Source organism: Levilactobacillus zymae (assembly GCF_032190635.1).
Lineage (GTDB): Bacteria > Bacillota > Bacilli > Lactobacillales > Lactobacillaceae > Levilactobacillus > Levilactobacillus zymae_A.
Map to the genome: position 1 here is coordinate 1,090,397 of NZ_JAVLAS010000001.1, position 16,448 is coordinate 1,106,844.

Genomic DNA, 16,448 nt, shown 5'->3' on the forward strand with positions numbered 1-16,448 from the left:
GGGAATTTCGCTTTTTGCGTACTTAGAGCACGATGTAGTAGCTAGGTTGCCAGTTACTTTGGTTGAAGACGCCAATGCCGTCAGTTTCGTTCTGGGCGGCGACGTACTTGCCGTTCCCCAGCGAGATGGCGTCGTGGTACGGTGCACTGTCGGAGCCCCAGAAGAGGATGGCGCCGGCCGGGGCGTTGGCCACGTCGTAGTGGTGGGTCCCCAGCTTAGTCTGTTGGTAAGTGGTTCGCGCGCTTAGGCCCAGGGCGTATTGCACCAGACCGGAACAATCGAAGCCGCTCATCGACGTTCCCCCGTAAACGTAGGGTACGTTGCTGTTGGCGATCTTTAAGGCCGTAGCGATACCGCCACCCGTGGAAGCAGACGCGGTTGTGGTTTTAGTGGATGAGGTGGTGGTACCAGTAGAGGTCGTGGCATTAGCGCTGTGGTGCGCAGTAACCCCACTGGTCGTGGCCGCACTGGCGGTTTGACCGTCCGGAATCGTTAATTTCTGGTTGACGTAGATCCGGTTGGCGTTGGCCAGCTGGTTGGCAGACACGATGGCGTTGACGGAGACGTGGTGCTGTTGGGCTAGGCTCCAGACGGTGTTGCCGGTCTGGACCCGTACCGTACTGGCACTGGCTTGGGCCCCGCCCAGAAACAGAGCGGCGGCACTTAAGGAACCGAGTAAGATGGATTTGGTGACAGCTTTGATAATGAATCACTCCATAACAAGAATTTTTATGTACCTGACGTACAAGTTCTAGTATAGAAAAGTGAGGTTACTTGGTGGTTGCGCCCCGATAACAAACTTTGACGGTTTGATGACCAAGATGTCGGTTGTGACAAACACTTAAGCGGCCAAACGGTGGCTATTCCCGATAATTAGGAAAGTGAAGCTTAAGCGTGCTTGGGCGGGAAGGCGAAACGGTCAACAACTAACATATTGTGAAAAGTCTAACGTGAAAATCATGCTAAAAAGCGAAACTTTTGGCGGTTAACGGTCGCAAAACATGCTATGATGAAGACCTAATCAGCTGGTGAATGAGGAGGAAACCGGGATGGAGAGTAACGCACGAGTCGCCGAATTGATGGTGCGCTTGATGAGTGGGGAGACGCTGCAGCAGGCCGACTTAAAAAAACAGTATAACGTGAGTTTGCGGACCTGTCAGCGTGACATTGCCTACATTCGCCGCGCCCTGACGGAGTACAACGTGGGTGAAATCGAGGAACGCCCGGGGTCCTACCGACTGGCACGGCGCAGCGAGGATGCCGACCTGGAGATGGTGCTGACCACCAGCAACATTCTATTGGGCTCCCGGGCCCTTAACTCTCCCGAACTAGCGGCCACCTTGGACTTTCTCAGCGCGAGTCTGTCGCCGGCCATGCGGGCGTTGGTGCGCAAGGAATTGACGTTGCCCCGGGGAAGCTATCTGCCCCTGTCCCGGCCTAAGCCGATTCTACACCGGTTGCGCGAGATTGCCGATTGCATTGTGGAAAACCAGCGGATCGTTTTTGCTTATCGCAGTAGTCGGGTCACGGAACCCCACCCGCTGACCCATCACGCGCAGCCCGTGGCCTTATTCTTCGAGAACTATTATTTCTACGTGGCCATGTTAAGCCAAGAGCGGGGCGGGTACTGGCTGTATCGGTTGGATCGCATCGAAAAGATCTATGCCAAGGAAGCGGGCGAGAAGCTGGACTATGCCGAACGGTTCTCCCTACAGGATCACCGCCAACAAACCTATCTGTTGGATTCCGGGTCGTTGACCCAGATTCGTTTCATCTACCGCTACTACTTACAAACGGTGCTGGATCACTTTCCGGGCTCGCGGGTCCTGGAGACCCGGCCGGACGGTAGTCACCTGATTGAAGCCTACGTCAAGGTAGACGGCGCGATGTTCTGGTTGCTGAGCCAGGGGGTGCACCTACAAGTGGTGTCGCCGCCGTCGCTGGTGAACCGGATGCGCGCTGAATTGACCGCCGCGCGCGACCAATACTTAAATTAACCGCCGACTGACCGAGCCGGCGGGCGCCCATGGGCGTTTCACTGTTGACCCTTAACCTCACACTGGTCCTGATTCCCACATTGGAATCAGGGCCTTTTTTGAATTGGGTGGTCTGGCGTTCGGTGTGGCCGAGTAAAGCGAATTACGCGGTCATAACCTTGAGTTTCAAGCCATTTTTTGGAAAAACTTAGGGTTAACCGGTTTAGATGACAAATTATGACGCCCCAACTTTGTATAATGAGTCTCAGTGATTGACACCGGTACCAATTCACCTTGAAATGGGAAACCGGGGGTCAACTAAACCAAGTTTGGGAGGAATTGTGTGATGCAAAAATTTGTTAAAACGGGTCTCGTGGTCGCCATGGGGTTGACCATGACGGTTGCCGGAGCACCGTTGACGGCTAACGCGGCCAGCAAGACCAAGGTATTATCGACGCGGAACATCAAGACTAAGACGGTCCACGGACGGCAAGGCAATATCTATAGTAGTGTCAAGCTGAGTAAGGTCAGCCACAAGCTGAAGAACTACCGGTACACCACGTGGCACGCCACCAAGAAGGCGGTCGTTAAGAAGCACGGTAAGAAGGCCTACGTGACATACATCAAGTCCGGTGCCAAGAAGGGCTGGATCTACAGCAAATACTTAACGAACGGCAAGGCACCGTTCAACAAGCCTAAGCAGATGAAGAACGATCTGATTGCGACGAATCGGGCGGCACTGTCAAGTGGCAGTGCTGAAGTGCAAGATAAAGTAAGTGGTTCTAGTACTTATAGTGATTTAGGAAATTCTTTAACCAATGTTTATGCCGACATGGGCTCTTATGGTGGTTCTGCGAAGGAGATGCGAGAAAATCAAGCAGGACTTCTGAATATTTACGATGTCTATAAAGGGCGCTTTAGCAAGACGCAGAACGCAGACTTAGCGGCTATGGCCAAAAAGGTTGAGGCATTTCAAATTTCGGATGAAAACGATGAGGCTGCTAAGAGCACTTTAGTAACTTTTAGCAGGACCCTCGGTGACCTAATCGCCGATCTCTAAATCGTCAAGACATCATTTGAGCGTTGGACGCGAAAAATGATGTCTTTCGCGTACGCTCAGTAATGGGAGGTATTCAGATGACATTCAAAAAAATTTGGTGGCTGGCCTTAATCAGCCTGGGACTCATCGGGGGCAGCACCGTCCTAACCCCAACCCAGTCCGCACAAGCTAAAACCCGTTACACCACCAAGGCAACGCCCGTGAAAGCCCGGGGCACCTGGTATTCACGCACGGCTTGGGCCGGAAAAATGGTGATCCAGAAGCACGCCGTTCGCTGGTACGAAAAGACCAACGGTAAGTGGCGTTTATCCCACCAGCTTAAGGGCAAACAGCTGATTATCCGTCACGATAAGCGGCAGAAGCACGTGGTTTTCGGGTTCTTTGCCCCGAAACAAAAGTACGACGATTTCAGCTACCTGACCACCGAAAAGGTGAACGGTAAACGTACGGCGGCGTTGGTCAACCTTAACGGCTACACCTACTACCACACCATGGCGACGGCCCGCGCAGCAGATTAATCCCAACAGTAAAGGAAGTTAACACATGAAAATCAAAACTAATTTGGTCCTAGGTCTCGTGGCCACGGGCCTACTCATGGGTGGTCTGACCACCACCGCGGCCCAGGCCAAAACGACGACACCTAAACTCAACGTCACCCAAACCACGGTGGGAAATCAGACCACCATTACGGTGAATGGCAAAGCCTACTCGCGAACCAAGGCCATTAAGTTGGGTCTGATCGAGGATCCCACGGGAAAAATCAAGGCTAATCGGTACGCCTACGGGTTTACTAAGTTGAAGGCGCAACGGACTAAGTCGGGGAAAAAGGTCAAGGTGACCGGCAAGTTGGTGGTGACGAATCTGTCCATCGGTCAGTTCAACCACCCCAGCGTGGTGGCGGTGCAGGTCGGGTCGCGGCGAACCTACGCGAAATTGACCAAGCACTTGACGTTTAGCAAGACCCTCACCACCAAGGCGAAGAAGTTGCACCTGACGGCGGGAAATTATACCCACGTCAAGGGGCAGTCGGGTAAGGCGCTGATAACGTTGTCGGGACGAAAAGCGGTCACGGTTAAGCCGTACAAGTAAAGGGGAACTAAACGAATGCGATACTTAAAAATAACGTTGGCTTGTAGCGCCTTACTGCTGGGCGTGGGACTGATGGGAGCCACGACCGTTCAGGCGGCTCCGACCCCCCCGACGACGATGGCGCATAAGACTACCAAAAAAGTTAAGAAGGCCAAGAAGACTAAGAAGGTCAAGAAGGCCAAGAAACTCAGTGCTAAGGCTAAGCGGCAAAAGGCCAAGAAGAAGGCCTTTACCAAAGCGGAACGGGCACAGATTGCCGGGTACCGCAGCCAAGCTAAACAGATCAGCAACGCCACCAAGGGGATGTACGTTCAAAAGCCAAGCCTGAAAAAGTCCTTTAATCCGGGGAAGCTGAGTGCCAAGTACATCAACGGAACGGTCGGTTGGGTGAACTTTTACCGGCAGATGTTTGGGTTGGCCCCCGTCAAGGCGGACGCCGGGTGGAACACCAACGCGCAGTACGGGGCGGCAACGCTAGCAGCGGCCGACATGGGCCTGTCACACGGACTAGAAGGCATTCAGCGCCCTAGCTTTATCTCGCCGGTGGATTGGCAACGTGGGGCCGATGCGACCAACAACAGTAACATCGGTTGGGGTGACGTGAACCCCGCGGGTAACGTGGTCGGCTACCTCAACGAGGCCGATGACGAAGGCGACCTCGTGCCAGGACACCGGGAATGGCTGCTGGGCGGTATTTCACGGGTCGGCGTCGGGCAGGCGCAAGCCTATAACGACCTAAGAGTCATCGAGGACGGGTGGACGCATCCAGAACCCCAGACGGTGGCCTATCCCCGTGCCGGTGGCTCTGGTCAACCACGGAGCACCATGGTCGGTTTCCTATGCGGACGATTGCGGCGAGAATGCGCCTAAACCACAGGTTAGCGTCTACGACCAAACGGCACACAAGGCCGTTTCGCTCAGTCAAATTGGGATTTCTAATTCGAATTATGGTTGGTTTGGAACGACGGTTTATTTCCTACCTAGAGCCAGCCAGGTAAAGGTCAACCACACCTATACGGTGGCCATCAGCCACATTGCCAATCAGGCGGATGTGCATTACACAACCAAGTTGTTTAACTTAAAAGCCTAGTTGCCAATCACGTGATGAGCACAAAACACCCCTTATTCCTGACTCGAGAATAAGAGGTGTTTTGTGCAGTTAACGATTGGCTTGGATAATTTTTTCGGTTTGGGTTTGTAGGGTGCCCATGGCCTTCTCCGGGGCCTGGTGCTGGCTGGCCATCTTATCGGTCGCCTGGCTCAGCGCCAACAGGTATTGCGGGTAACCCAGAAAGGCCACGTCCTGGAAGCCAAAGCTAAGCGACTGGTTTGCCGCCTTCGCCGTGGGGTGCTGGGCGAGGTACCGTTGGAAGCCGGCGTCCTTCTGGGCGGCCTTGGTCAACGGCAGGTAGCCGGTCCGTTGCGCCCAGTAGGTGGTTTGCGGCTTGGCCAGCATGAACTTCATGAAGGCCGCGGCGCCCCGACGTTGAGCGGGAGACGCGGATTTGAACAGAACCAGGTCGTTACCGGCAATCGACGTGGCCCGCCGCCCCTGGTAGCTGGGGAGCGGGGCCGTGCCCCACCGAAAGCCCTTAGGCGCACTGTGTTGAACGATGGGGATGGCCGCCGACGAGCCGCAGTAGAAGAGGGTCTTACCGGCGAAAAACTGGGTACTACCGTAGCCGTCCGTGCCAGCGGTGGTGGCGGTCTTCGCCTGCAACATGTCGTAGATCACGTGGGTCGCGCGTAACGCGGACTTGCTGTTGGCGTTCACCTTAAGCTTCGAGTTGACCAGCGGCGTTCCGGTCTGTTGAATCAGGTCGTCGAGCTCACTCATGAAGCTTTGGTCAAACGCGACACCGGTTAACCCCTGGGCGTGAACGCGGCGGCCATCTTGGGCTAATTCGGACCAGGTCCGTGGGACGCGCAAGCCCGTCTTGGTCAAGAGTTTCTGGTTGTAGAACAGGATGCGGGCCGATTTAGAGAACGGAAAGGCGTAGGTCTTGCCCTGGTAGGTCGCCGAGTCCAGGAAGACCGGGTAGACGTCCTGGAGATCATGGGCGGTGAGGTAGGGATTCAGTGGTGTGACGAAGCCCCCGCGCACGTAAGTCGGCACGTTAGTGTAGGCTGTCTGGGCGATGGTCGGCAGGGTCTTAGATTTGGCGGCTGCTATGATCTTGCGTTGCAGACTGGCGAAGTCGCCCTGACCACTGCCGACGACGCGGTAGCGGGTTTGGGAGTGGTTAAATTGACGAATGAGGTGGTCTAAGGTGGCCTGATGTTGATCGGTCATCCCGTGCCAGAAGGTGATGGTGACCGGCTTGGTGGTCGTGGTGGCGTTGGGCCGACCACAGGCCGCTAACGTACTGGCGGTAAGCAGGACCAGGCCGAGGAGTAGTAATGGACGGAAATGTTTCATATTGGTGGGTTATCCTTTCAAGTTCGCGCGGGTGATCCCGGCGATGATGTATTTTTGGAGGAACAGGTACAAGATAAGTAACGGTAAGATCACGAAGACCGTGGCAGCCATCAGTAACGGGTAGTCGGCACCGGTCTCGCTGGTGAAGGTTACGAGCCCCACCGGTAACGTGCGGAGAGTCTCCGAGTTGGTGATGATGAGGGGCCACATGAAGGCGTTCCAGGAGCCAATCAGCTGGAGAATCGCCACCGCGGTGATGGTTGAGCGGTTGGCGGGCACCAGGATCTGCCAGAGGTACTGCCAATCGCTGGCCCCGTCGAGTTTTGCGGCGTAGTAGGTGGTGAACGTCGGCCCGCTAAAGGCCTGACGCAGGGTGAACATCGCAAAGATGCTGGCCAACCAAGGGACAATCAGCGCCGCGTAGGTGTCGACCCAGTGCAGGCGCGTCATGGTCACGAAGTTGGGAATCAGGAGGAGCTCGCCGGGCACCATCATCAGGGCAATTAGCCCGTTGAAAAGGAGCCGTCGTCCGTAGAAGCGTAGGTGGGTAAAGGCAAAGGCGGCCAGAATACTGGTGATCACCTGCCCCGCCGTGGTGAGCAGGGTTACTAACAGGGAATTAAGACAGTACCGGGCAAACGGCGCGGTGTGCCAGGCCCGGGAATAGTTTAACCACTGCCAGGCGTGCGGGAGTCGTAATGGCGGACCAGTTAACGCGGCGGTGGCCGGTTGTAGGCTGGTCAGGATCATCCAGACGAAGGGCAGCAGCATGGTTATTGCCCCCAACGTCAATAATAGGTAGGCCAGGGTAAGTTTTGTGATTTTCATGAAGAACGCCTCCCAGCCCACCAGGCATGGTGGTGAAAGTACCCCGCCGCGATCCCAGTCACCAGCAGAATGAGGACGAATAGTACCACGCCACAGGCGGCCGCGACCGGGTACTGGTTTTCGACGTAGAACTTCTGGTAGAGGTAATACATCAGCGTGAGGTCGGCGTTGGCCGGTCCCGCGGTGCCGTGGAACAGCGCGTAGATCTGGTTGAAGACCTTAAAGCTGGTGATGATGGCGTTGACCGTGATTAAGACGGTCATCGGCAGCAGGAGTGGCCAGGTGACGTTAGTCAGGCGTTGCCAGGTGGAGGCGCCGTCGAGGCTGGCGGCCGCTTGGTAGCGCGGGTCGAGGTGGTTCAGCCCGGCTAGAAATAAGATGATGTTGACCCCGAGATTTTGCCAGATGCACACGATGATGAGCGTCCCCAGCGAGTAACGGGGGTCGTTCAACCAATCGATGTGGGTATGTAGAAGCAGGTTGATCAGGCCGTTCTGCCGGTGAAACAGCCAGTTCCAGACCAGCGAGATGGCCACGGTCGAGGTGACGAACGGTAAGAAATAGATGGTCCGAAAGAAGGTCGCCAGGTGGGGGAGGTGGTTCAAGAGTAGCGCGATGCCCAGCGAAAGACCGACCGTAGCCGGAACCACGCCCAGTACGAAGATTAGGGTGTGCTGTAAGGCCAGGTGAAAATTGGGGTCGTGCCACAGGAACCTAAAGTTGGCCGCCCCGAAGCCCCCCACGTGGTCGGTGAAGTAGTTGTAGTGGGTATAGCCGCTCATGAGAAATGAGGTGATGAGCGGCCACAACGTAAAGACGCCCACGACCAGTAGGAGGGGGGCCAGGTAGAGCAGAGCCACCAGGGTTGATTTGAGAGTGGGTTTGGCATTAAGCATCAGCATCACCGTCCCAGATACAGCGACCGTCGGCGGCGAATAAAAAGCTGCCGGACGCCGCAACGGTCAGCTGGATGGTTTGTCCGGCCGGAAAATTGGTGGGGATGGCGGTGCTGAGAAGCGAGCCCGCCGGTGTGGCTAGGGAGGTTTGTCGATCGCGTCCGATAAGTACCTGGCGCGTTAACGTAGCGGGTAACTGGCCCAACGTGGTGGTTGTCGGCGGAAGGGGTGCCAGTTGTAGCGCTTCACTCCGAATGCCCAAGGTGGTGGCGGATTGCAGCCGGTCCGAGGGAATTTGGGAGTTTAAGAATGGCCGGATGGTGTCGACGGCCAACAGGTTGATGGCGGGGGTGCCAATGAACTGGGCCACAAATTGGTTGCGGGGATGGCGGTAGAGGTCCGCGCCCGTGCCACTTTGTTGGACGCATCTGTTAGCCAGGACGATGATGCGGTCGGCAATCCGCAGGGCGTCGGCCTGATCGTGGGTCACGAAGAGGGTGGTGACGCCGGTCAATCGTTGGATTCGCCGAATCTCGTCACGAAGCTCGACCCGTAACGCGGCGTCTAGGTTGGACAGCGGTTCGTCGAGTAGCAGAAGGTCGGGGTGTTTGATGAGCGCTCGGGCCAGCGCGACCCGTTGTTGCTGCCCTCCGGAGAGCTCCCGGGGAAACTTGGTCAGTTGGTCGTCGACGTGGACCAGCTGGGCGTAGGTTTGCGCCTGCTCGCGGCGGACAGCTCGTTTGACGTGGGCCATCTTCAGGGGAAAGGCGATGTTATCCAGCACATTGAGGTGGGGGTAGAGCGCATAGTCTTGAAAGACCATGCCGACGTGGCGTTGGCGGGGATCTTGGTGGGTTACGTCGGTCCCGTTGAAGGTAAGCCGCCCCGCACTAGGGGTGAGGAGGCCGGCCAGCAGGTTCAAGAGGGTGGTTTTACCGCTGCCGCTGGGGCCCAGCAAGGCCACTAGTTCGCCGTCTGGCACCGTGAAGTTGAGGTGCGCAAGAACGGGTTGTTGCGCGTAACGTAACGTGATATCGGTTAGCTGAACTTGCATGGGGGGACTCCTTTCCGCGGGGCAATGAACCACAATTACGCTCCATTATAAACTATTTGAAATGCCGTTGGTATGGTGGAATGACGGTAAATGGGCTGCGGTAGTTGTGGTCTTTGAACGGTTGTCAAAATGACAAATTAAGTCTATGACAGAATTAATGGCCGCTTAAATTCGGCTAGTTGTTGGGCCCCAAGCCATCGCACGTTCTCGGTCGTTGATGACGCGTGATGTGGGGACAAATTGGATGGACACCATATGTCTTTTTGCATTAATAAATTTGTAAGACGTTAAATCGGTTTTCTGGGTGGCGGATGACTATCATAGGGGGCGAATGGGGAAGAAGGAGGAGAACTATGAACCCACATAATTATCAACGACAAGTGTCACCCGGGGCGACCCGGGTTTATCAGCAACGGTTACAGCAGGCGGCGACGGTAGTGGACCTGAAGGCGCTAATGGCGTTAACCGTCGAGTTGGCGTTCGAAAACGTCGAGTCCGTGATTGTCGACGCGACGGCCATCACGGGGATGTGGGTGCTGCCGGGCAAGTCGGAGACGTCACGCGATTTGGTGGGATTTGGCTTAGAGGTCCAGCCGGCCGTGACCCACTTTCACGCCCACACCTTTGCGATGACCAAGGCACATTTAAGTGACGGCCGCGACCGGTTATTGGCTTATCAGGACGTCACCCAGATCATCATTCACACGGCCACGACCGACCGGCACTACACGGTGACCTGGAACCCGTTGTCGCACGTGGATCAGGAAAATCTGAACCAACACGTGGAATTAACGGCGGACCGCTTGACGGTCTGGGCTTGGCCCGTGACGACCAACCGGTGGCCCGACATCTTGCCGGCCGCGGACGATCCGACGAATTTCTCGGCGATGGTCGCTGAACTGACCACCCAACTGGGTGAGCCGTACGATGACGCCAAGGTCCGGGTGATTTTGACCACGGCGTTAACGGAATTGCGCAGTTTTAGCGACTTCGCCGAATGGACTACGCAAAAACACCTGGTGGTGACCTACCGCCCGCGTCAGGCCGACCGTCCCTGGGACGAGCAGTTGCACGACGATGCGGATGGGCGAGATTATGGTGGCCTGTACCTGTGTTCGTACCCCGAATTGTTGGGGATGGACGTCACCTTACCCCCGGATCACTTCTGGGAAGGACTGGCGTGGCTCCTGTGGGAAATCACGTTCTCGGGGGTGGAAGCCGTGGAACGTCAGCAGACGATTCAGCGGTTCAAGGACGACCTGGTTCAAAGCGATCGGGAATATCAGGCGTTTCGAGAAGCGACGACTAAGATGAAACGGTTCTGGGACGCCTACGTGACCCACCACGTGACGGCACCGGACTTGGCCACCACGGTCGCACACTTCTGGCCGTTAACGGCGGGGATGCAAGAGCCGTTGCTGGGAGATGCTGGGGGTGAGACAGTCACCGTTGCCCGACAGGATCCGGAATTATTGGCGGAATTTATGACCCAATTTGGTGCGGCGTACCGGGCGTTTGTTGCGGAATCTGCTGATCCAGCGGCAGGGGACTGAGCGAACAGTACCGGCGTGAAGCAAAAGTGTAAGGACGAACGTTAAAACGACAATTGGGCGTATAAAAAAGGCCCCGACTACTCCACATAGTCGGGGCCTTTGGTGAATCCAATGGTACAATCTTTTTTTTGCATTTTTAGTATAGCAGCGGAGAGGTTGAAAATCCACTTTAAGCCAATTTCTCATCAATCATTCGAATAATTATATTGGATCACTGATAATTAGACTGATGGGGGGCTATGGACGGTGACGGGGGTTAAGTGAGATGCGTTTTTTGTTGTAATTGATTGTTAGTTCACTCATAATTAAGCAGTTGCCTAACCCACACTAGCAACAGTGGGGAGGTGAGCTTACATGTTTCAAACTTTTTTTGCGCCACTTGTTGTTGGCATCCTGATCGCCTTATTTACGGACTGGTTAGACCGTAGGCGACACAGGTAGTATTAGGTAACTGCTGACCCACCCGTTTATAGCTACTACATAGACGTATAAAAAAGCCCCTGACTACTGGCATAGTCAGGGGCTTTGGTGAGCTTAATGCTTCAAACCTTTTTTGTACTTTCAGTATAGCAGGGGAGAGGTTGAAAATCCAATTTAAACCATAAAATAAAATTACTGGCGGTTACGCTAACAGCTTGTTACCCATAATTAACTGCTGGATTTATTTTTGTCAATGTCGCTATGTAACAAAGCATCCAGTACGAAATATTAGTTTAGGTGGGGATTATAAATAAAAGGAGTAGAGACTCTAAGCGATAGGTAGAGGTGAGAGAGTATAAAAGGACTGAATAGATTGTTAATTGTTGGTGACTGGCCGAACCGGTTGTACGTTTGTTGTGGCGAGCAGAGCATGATTTTGGTAATATGCCATGAGGCAGACAAAACATCTCTATTACTGTCTCTCGTATCTAAATGATGATGAACTAGAATTATTGCGCTTAAAGAGTTTCCAGAATGAGAATTAACCATTAGGGGATGTAGTATTGGCTGAGTATTACCAGATGCCATTCAAGGAGACGGCTAGCGGTGGTTGAAAAGCTAGCGTCAGTCTAATCCGAATGGAGCTCAGGACCCCTAGCAGAGATGTTGGGGGGATGTTTATAAGCAGTTTGGAGGAATTAAATTAATGAAGAATCGTTTTAATGGCTGGAACTTGTTGGGATGGATCGTACTAGTATTGGTTATTATTGGTATTCCGTTTTTGGTTCAATCACTTATGACAGGAACATTTGCGAGTACTGGTGGTGGAAGTAATGATGGTTGGCTTGGTTTCTGGGGTGGATATTTAGGTGCAGCCATCACCGTATTAGGTGTTTATATCCAATTGAGGATTCAATTTGGAGATAAAAAGAGAGATTTTAGGCCGGAATTATATTTTAGTTATCGTTTTTATGTTGAGAAAGGGATGTTGTTAACTTTAAAAAGAGAAGATGTTACTAAAAATAATGATAAGAAGGATGACGGTGAGAAGGATAAAGATGGTACTGTTCCGCCGGCTTCCAAGTTTTTTGAAGATGTAAACGAGTATAAATATATGGCTGATACTAACTTAGTGAATCCTCTGTTATGTATTGAAAATTTGGCAATGCATAAATTTGTTAAAACGTTGATTAACGTTGATTACGTAGTCGATGCGGACAGTAAAAGTAGAACAATTAATTATGCCGTATCGAGCATTAGCACGGATACTCCTGTAATTATTGCCTTGCCATTTGAAAATTATAAGCTAAGCAAGGTTACAGTTGTTGGTGATACTCTGGCAGGGGAGAAACTATCGTACAGTTTCAACATTGTGGGAAATGGCGATACTAACTTACAAAACATTGCAATTAAGGATAAAAAAGTTTCAGATATTTTGGATCAGTTAAGAACTGAGAGAGATGGTATGACACTAACAACGAAAGTTTTTGGCAATAGTGGGATTAATGAAATTTCCAATTCTGATATTACTACTACTGTTGAACCTATAAAAAATTATTAAAAGGTATAATTAAGAATTTTAAATTCAAATGATCTTCGAATTTGGTTGTGAGCTGAAATGAGTGAAGGATAATGTCCCAGTTCATGTTGAATTTAATAAGTGGTTTAAAAAATTAAGATTAAACAATGCATGGGATCCAACGGGTTATTAAGGTAACATTTGCCTCTAGAGTTAAATGCAACATTGATGTAAGGATAGTGGTCTTGTATGAAATTATCACCATGCCAAAACTTAATTATGATAAGCCAAGTCGGCAAATAGTCGGTAAATTAGATTCATATAAATCTAAGCCCAATGAGGGTGTCCCGTTGTGGGCATCCTTTTTTGCCTGTCTATAACTGGAGTGCTATTTTCATAGAATGATCCGGTCTGTATCACGGTCTATTTACGCGTATGAGAGGTATAAAAAACTCACCGACTATATTAGCCGATGAGTTCGCTGCCCCCATGCAAGTTTATTTTGTCTTAAAAGGTAATCAAAGGTAATCAAATCACGCTAGCCATTAAAATTAGTCAAAATAAAAACGCTGATTTATCAGCGCTTCTGGGATTATCTCATCCCGCAAAAAGTCTTATATGGAGCCGGCGGGGATCGAACCCGCGTCCTAGCATATCGCCACCCCAGCCTCTACACTCATAGGCAGACTACTTAAATTTTCACCCAACAACTTGCCGCCTGTCAGGGCCAACATGCTGAGCTAACCTGATTAAGCTCTTCTGAACAGCTCCAGGTGGAAGCCAGTCAGCGTAACCCGTTAAATTTAGGACCCAGATCTAGCCCGCGGGTAAGACTAGGAGGATCTACGTTAAGCGCCTATTAAGCAGCTAAAGCGTAAGAATTGTTATTATTTTTTGCAGTTATAATAAACTGGACCTTTTAACGTAGATGCCGCTACGGAGTGCAACCAAGGCTCGACCTATACCAGTCGAATCCAGAACGGCCCCAAAACGATACTAATCAAGTTTACCATACTCGACGAAACCTGCAAAATATTTCGTTCAATCGTGGGTAATTTAAGGAAAATTCTATCCGGACAGTATAGTATAATAGGTAACAACCAAGCCGCAACGTTGCGGCTGCCACTAAAAGTTACAGAAACTTCACGATTCTATCATGGTGCGGACTGATTCACCGGGTAAGCTCGGGATCGTACCACCACCAACTTTTAGTCGGCCACAAATTAGAACCATTTTGGAGGTCGCCCCGATATGAAGCTATTAATGATCGAAGATAATCATTCCGTCTCACAAATGATGTCGATGTTTTTTAAAAAGGAAAAGTGGGATGCCCAGTTTGCCTACGATGGCAACGAAGCCGTCGAAATGTTTGCCGCCAGTTCCAACGACTGGGACATGGTCACGCTGGACTTGAACCTGCCCGGTTTAGACGGGATGCAGGTTAGCGCCGAGATTCGGAAGTTATCGCCAACGGTCCCGATTATCATGTTGACCGCGCGTGACTCGGAAAGTGATCAAGTTCTGGGCCTAGAAATGGGGGCCGACGATTACGTTACCAAGCCGTTTAGCCCCATCACGTTGATTGCACGGATTAAGGCCTTACACCGCCGTGCCGAGTTAGGCCCCGTGTCCAAGGGCAGCGAAGACGCCCCGTTAGACGACACCGAATCCTTTGACGTGGTGACCGAGCACTTCAAACTCAATACCAAGACCCGGGAAGCCTACCTCAATGGCCGGCAGATCGAGGACTTGACCCCCAAGGAGTTCGACCTGCTAAAGACGTTGGCGCAAAAGCCACGGCAGGTCTTCTCCCGTGAACAGCTCTTGCAGCTGGTCTGGGACTATGAGTACTACGGCGACGAACGGACGGTAGACGCCCACATCAAAAAGTTGCGGCAAAAGATCGAAAAGGTCGGCCCGCAGATCATTCAGACGGTCTGGGGCGTGGGGTATAAATTTGACGATAGTGGAGCCGAATAGCAATGAAGTTAATGTATCAACAAATGCTGGGATTCTTCGCGGCCATTACGATTATTCTGGTCCTCTTGGGCGTGTCGTATACCCAAATGACCCGGCGGATGGTGTACAGTAACACCTGGAATTCGCTGGAAAAGTACTCGAATAGCCTGATTGAACAATCCCTGCGGATTAGTGCCAATAACCCGAAGACGGTTAATTTCGACACCACGGCGTTAGAGAATAGCGAGCAACTGCTCCAAAACCAAGCGATTAGCGTCACCATTTATAGTGCGGACAACAAAATCGTGTTTCCCGCCAACCTCTACCAACAATCCATTAATAAAACGGATTGGCGCAAGTTGAAGGATAACCAGATCATCCACAAGGTCGTTGATCGTCGCGTGCGGAACAAGAACGGGCGCATCACCCCGGCGATGACCGAGGTCATGAAACCGTATTTCTACAACCACAAGTTAGTGGCGGTGGTGGTGATGGGGGCCTTCGTGTCCGACATCAACACCAACATCAACCAGATTAACCGTAACCTGATTCGGGCGTTGTTCGTGTCGATTCTGGTGGCCATCGTGGCTAGCTATATTCTGGCGCGTTACTACACCAACCGGATTAACCGCTTGCGGGCGGCCACCAACCAAGTGGCGTTGGGCGATTACGACGTGCAGATGGTTAGCCGTAACCGGGACGAAATCGACGACCTGATCAACGATTTCAACGGGATGACCCACTCACTGAAGGAATCCCAAGAAGAAATTCAACGCCAGGAACAGCGGCGTCGGGAATTCATGGCTAACGCATCTCACGAAATGCGAACACCGTTGACCACGATCAACGGCCTGTTGGAGGGGTTAGCCTACGACGCGATTCCCGAAGAAAGTAAGGAAGAAAGCATCGACCTGATGCGTAGTGAAACCAGTCGGCTGATTCGGTTGGTCAACGAAAACCTGGACTACGAAAAGATTCGGTCCAACCAGATTACGTTGAACCTGCACGAGTTTAACGCGGTTGACGCGCTGCACAACATTGTCGAGCAGCTGAAGCAAAAGGCCGAAGACTCCGGCGATACACTAGAATTGGAAGTGCCCGAGTCCGTTGCCGTTTACGCGGATTACGACCGGTTCGTCCAGATTATGTTTAACATCACCCAAAATGCCATTCAATTCACTCAGGACGGCCAGATTACGATCTCGGCGCAGCGTGGGTACGAAGAGGCCATCATCCGAATCGCCGATACTGGGATGGGGATGAGTGACGAACAGCTGAAGAATATCTGGGAACGCTACTACAAGGCCGACCCGTCGCGGAAGAACACCAAGTACGGTGAATCCGGGTTGGGGCTATCGATCGTGCATCAGCTGGTTCAGCTGCATCACGGGAAGATTAGCGTGACCAGTAAGGAAGGCGTCGGTACGACCTTCACCGTGATTTTCCCGGATCAACACCAGACAAACGTCGACCGGGCCAAGACGGATTAACCCGAGCATGTTAGAATAGTGGAGAGTGTTAAGGGGTTGTGTGGATTGCGCAAACCGAGCGCTTTCGGTCAAGTCAACCTGGACCTGGTCGTGTGACGTATCTGTAATGAAGAGAAAAGTGTGAGCTGAAATGTGGAGAGTGTGCTTTAACTTCGTGACTGAGGTAAATTCACGTTGAGATAAGG

Annotated in this window: 15 protein-coding genes and 1 other RNA gene; 10 read left to right on the plus strand and 6 right to left on the minus strand. The window is 52.4% G+C overall.

The genetic code is table 11. The annotated features are described in order from the left end of the window. Nucleotides 1–22: 22 nt before the first annotated feature. Nucleotides 23–547: a C40 family peptidase gene (locus RI501_RS04950; protein WP_463673217.1), complete on the minus strand. Its 525-nt coding sequence runs from the start codon at nt 545–547 to the stop codon at nt 23–25. Between the two features lie 502 nt (nt 548–1,049). On the opposite strand from RI501_RS04950, the gene RI501_RS04955 reads away from it, so the two are divergent. The 5 genes from RI501_RS04955 to RI501_RS04975 all read left to right on the plus strand — a co-directional run bounded on the left by RI501_RS04955 (nt 1,050) and on the right by RI501_RS04975 (nt 4,995). Continuing rightward, nucleotides 1,050–1,997: a helix-turn-helix transcriptional regulator gene (locus RI501_RS04955; RefSeq protein ID WP_313820617.1), complete on the plus strand. Its 948-nt coding sequence runs from the start codon at nt 1,050–1,052 to the stop codon at nt 1,995–1,997. Between the two features lie 325 nt (nt 1,998–2,322). Beyond that, nucleotides 2,323–3,036, plus strand: coding sequence for a hypothetical protein (locus RI501_RS04960; protein ID WP_313820618.1), 714 nt, complete (start codon nt 2,323–2,325; stop codon nt 3,034–3,036). A gap of 77 nt (nt 3,037–3,113) precedes the next feature. Beyond that, a complete protein-coding gene (locus tag RI501_RS04965) occupies nt 3,114–3,554 on the plus strand; it encodes a hypothetical protein (RefSeq protein WP_313820619.1) in 441 nt (146 codons plus the stop codon). A gap of 25 nt (nt 3,555–3,579) precedes the next feature. After that, entirely contained in the window at nt 3,580–4,125 is a 546-nt protein-coding gene (locus tag RI501_RS04970) for a hypothetical protein (protein WP_313820620.1), read from the plus strand. Nucleotides 4,126–4,140: 15 nt separating this feature from the next. Next, nucleotides 4,141–4,995 carry a CAP domain-containing protein gene (locus RI501_RS04975; RefSeq protein ID WP_313820621.1) on the plus strand — a complete coding sequence of 285 codons (855 nt, stop codon included), beginning with the start codon at nt 4,141–4,143 and terminating at the stop codon, nt 4,993–4,995. A gap of 289 nt (nt 4,996–5,284) precedes the next feature. On the opposite strand, the gene RI501_RS04980 is transcribed toward RI501_RS04975, so the two are convergent. From RI501_RS04980 to RI501_RS04995, 4 genes are read right to left on the minus strand one after another with little or no spacing between them, the layout of a single operon-like run. After that, nucleotides 5,285–6,544 carry an ABC transporter substrate-binding protein gene (locus tag RI501_RS04980; RefSeq protein WP_313820622.1) on the minus strand — a complete coding sequence of 420 codons (1,260 nt, stop codon included), beginning with the start codon at nt 6,542–6,544 and terminating at the stop codon, nt 5,285–5,287. Nucleotides 6,545–6,553: 9 nt separating this feature from the next. Then, nucleotides 6,554–7,372 carry a carbohydrate ABC transporter permease gene (locus RI501_RS04985; RefSeq protein ID WP_313820623.1) on the minus strand — a complete coding sequence of 273 codons (819 nt, stop codon included), beginning with the start codon at nt 7,370–7,372 and terminating at the stop codon, nt 6,554–6,556. Then, nucleotides 7,369–8,268, minus strand: coding sequence for a carbohydrate ABC transporter permease (locus RI501_RS04990; RefSeq protein ID WP_313820624.1), 900 nt, complete (start codon nt 8,266–8,268; stop codon nt 7,369–7,371). Before RI501_RS04990 ends, RI501_RS04985 begins: the two co-directional genes overlap by 4 nt. Further along, nucleotides 8,261–9,322, minus strand: coding sequence for an ABC transporter ATP-binding protein (locus RI501_RS04995; RefSeq protein WP_313820625.1), 1,062 nt, complete (start codon nt 9,320–9,322; stop codon nt 8,261–8,263). Before RI501_RS04995 ends, RI501_RS04990 begins: the two co-directional genes overlap by 8 nt. 353 nt (nt 9,323–9,675) lie before the next feature. Here RI501_RS04995 and RI501_RS05000 point away from each other — a divergent pair, with 353 nt between their 5' ends. The 3 genes from RI501_RS05000 to RI501_RS05010 all read left to right on the plus strand — a co-directional run bounded on the left by RI501_RS05000 (nt 9,676) and on the right by RI501_RS05010 (nt 12,856). Next, nucleotides 9,676–10,875 (plus strand): hypothetical protein, encoded by a 1,200-nt coding sequence (locus RI501_RS05000; RefSeq protein WP_313820626.1) that lies wholly within the window; start codon nt 9,676–9,678, stop codon nt 10,873–10,875. Nucleotides 10,876–11,229: 354 nt separating this feature from the next. Next, nucleotides 11,230–11,316, plus strand: coding sequence for a type I toxin-antitoxin system Fst family toxin (locus RI501_RS05005; RefSeq protein ID WP_313823144.1), 87 nt, complete (start codon nt 11,230–11,232; stop codon nt 11,314–11,316). 685 nt (nt 11,317–12,001) lie between these two features. Beyond that, nucleotides 12,002–12,856 carry a hypothetical protein gene (locus RI501_RS05010; RefSeq protein ID WP_313820627.1) on the plus strand — a complete coding sequence of 285 codons (855 nt, stop codon included), beginning with the start codon at nt 12,002–12,004 and terminating at the stop codon, nt 12,854–12,856. A gap of 574 nt (nt 12,857–13,430) precedes the next feature. Here RI501_RS05010 and ssrA read toward each other — a convergent pair. Beyond that, nucleotides 13,431–13,801: a transfer-messenger RNA gene (gene ssrA, locus RI501_RS05015) on the minus strand. 264 nt (nt 13,802–14,065) lie between these two features. On the opposite strand from ssrA, the gene RI501_RS05020 reads away from it, so the two are divergent. Continuing rightward, nucleotides 14,066–14,794 (plus strand): response regulator transcription factor, encoded by a 729-nt coding sequence (locus RI501_RS05020; protein ID WP_313820628.1) that lies wholly within the window; start codon nt 14,066–14,068, stop codon nt 14,792–14,794. A 2-nt stretch (nt 14,795–14,796) separates the two neighbouring features. Next, nucleotides 14,797–16,263 carry a HAMP domain-containing sensor histidine kinase gene (locus tag RI501_RS05025; RefSeq protein WP_313820629.1) on the plus strand — a complete coding sequence of 489 codons (1,467 nt, stop codon included), beginning with the start codon at nt 14,797–14,799 and terminating at the stop codon, nt 16,261–16,263. Nucleotides 16,264–16,448 lie beyond the last annotated feature (185 nt).

What these genes read in the sequence shown, in the direction of transcription:
- RI501_RS04955 (WP_313820617.1), top strand. Translation starts at nt 1,050, where the DNA reads ATGGAGAGTAACGCACGAGTCGCCGAATTGATGGTGCGCTTGATGAGT.
- RI501_RS04960 (WP_313820618.1), top strand. Translation starts at nt 2,323, where the DNA reads ATGCAAAAATTTGTTAAAACGGGTCTCGTGGTCGCCATGGGGTTGACC.
- RI501_RS04965 (WP_313820619.1), top strand. Translation starts at nt 3,114, where the DNA reads ATGACATTCAAAAAAATTTGGTGGCTGGCCTTAATCAGCCTGGGACTC.
- RI501_RS04970 (WP_313820620.1), top strand. Translation starts at nt 3,580, where the DNA reads ATGAAAATCAAAACTAATTTGGTCCTAGGTCTCGTGGCCACGGGCCTA.
- RI501_RS04975 (WP_313820621.1), top strand. Translation starts at nt 4,141, where the DNA reads ATGCGATACTTAAAAATAACGTTGGCTTGTAGCGCCTTACTGCTGGGC.
- RI501_RS04980 (WP_313820622.1), bottom strand. Translation starts at nt 6,544, where the DNA reads ATGAAACATTTCCGTCCATTACTACTCCTCGGCCTGGTCCTGCTTACC.
- RI501_RS04985 (WP_313820623.1), bottom strand. Translation starts at nt 7,372, where the DNA reads ATGAAAATCACAAAACTTACCCTGGCCTACCTATTATTGACGTTGGGG.
- RI501_RS04990 (WP_313820624.1), bottom strand. Translation starts at nt 8,268, where the DNA reads ATGCTTAATGCCAAACCCACTCTCAAATCAACCCTGGTGGCTCTGCTC.
- RI501_RS04995 (WP_313820625.1), bottom strand. Translation starts at nt 9,322, where the DNA reads ATGCAAGTTCAGCTAACCGATATCACGTTACGTTACGCGCAACAACCC.
- RI501_RS05000 (WP_313820626.1), top strand. Translation starts at nt 9,676, where the DNA reads ATGAACCCACATAATTATCAACGACAAGTGTCACCCGGGGCGACCCGG.
- RI501_RS05005 (WP_313823144.1), top strand. Translation starts at nt 11,230, where the DNA reads ATGTTTCAAACTTTTTTTGCGCCACTTGTTGTTGGCATCCTGATCGCC.
- RI501_RS05010 (WP_313820627.1), top strand. Translation starts at nt 12,002, where the DNA reads ATGAAGAATCGTTTTAATGGCTGGAACTTGTTGGGATGGATCGTACTA.
- RI501_RS05020 (WP_313820628.1), top strand. Translation starts at nt 14,066, where the DNA reads ATGAAGCTATTAATGATCGAAGATAATCATTCCGTCTCACAAATGATG.
- RI501_RS05025 (WP_313820629.1), top strand. Translation starts at nt 14,797, where the DNA reads ATGAAGTTAATGTATCAACAAATGCTGGGATTCTTCGCGGCCATTACG.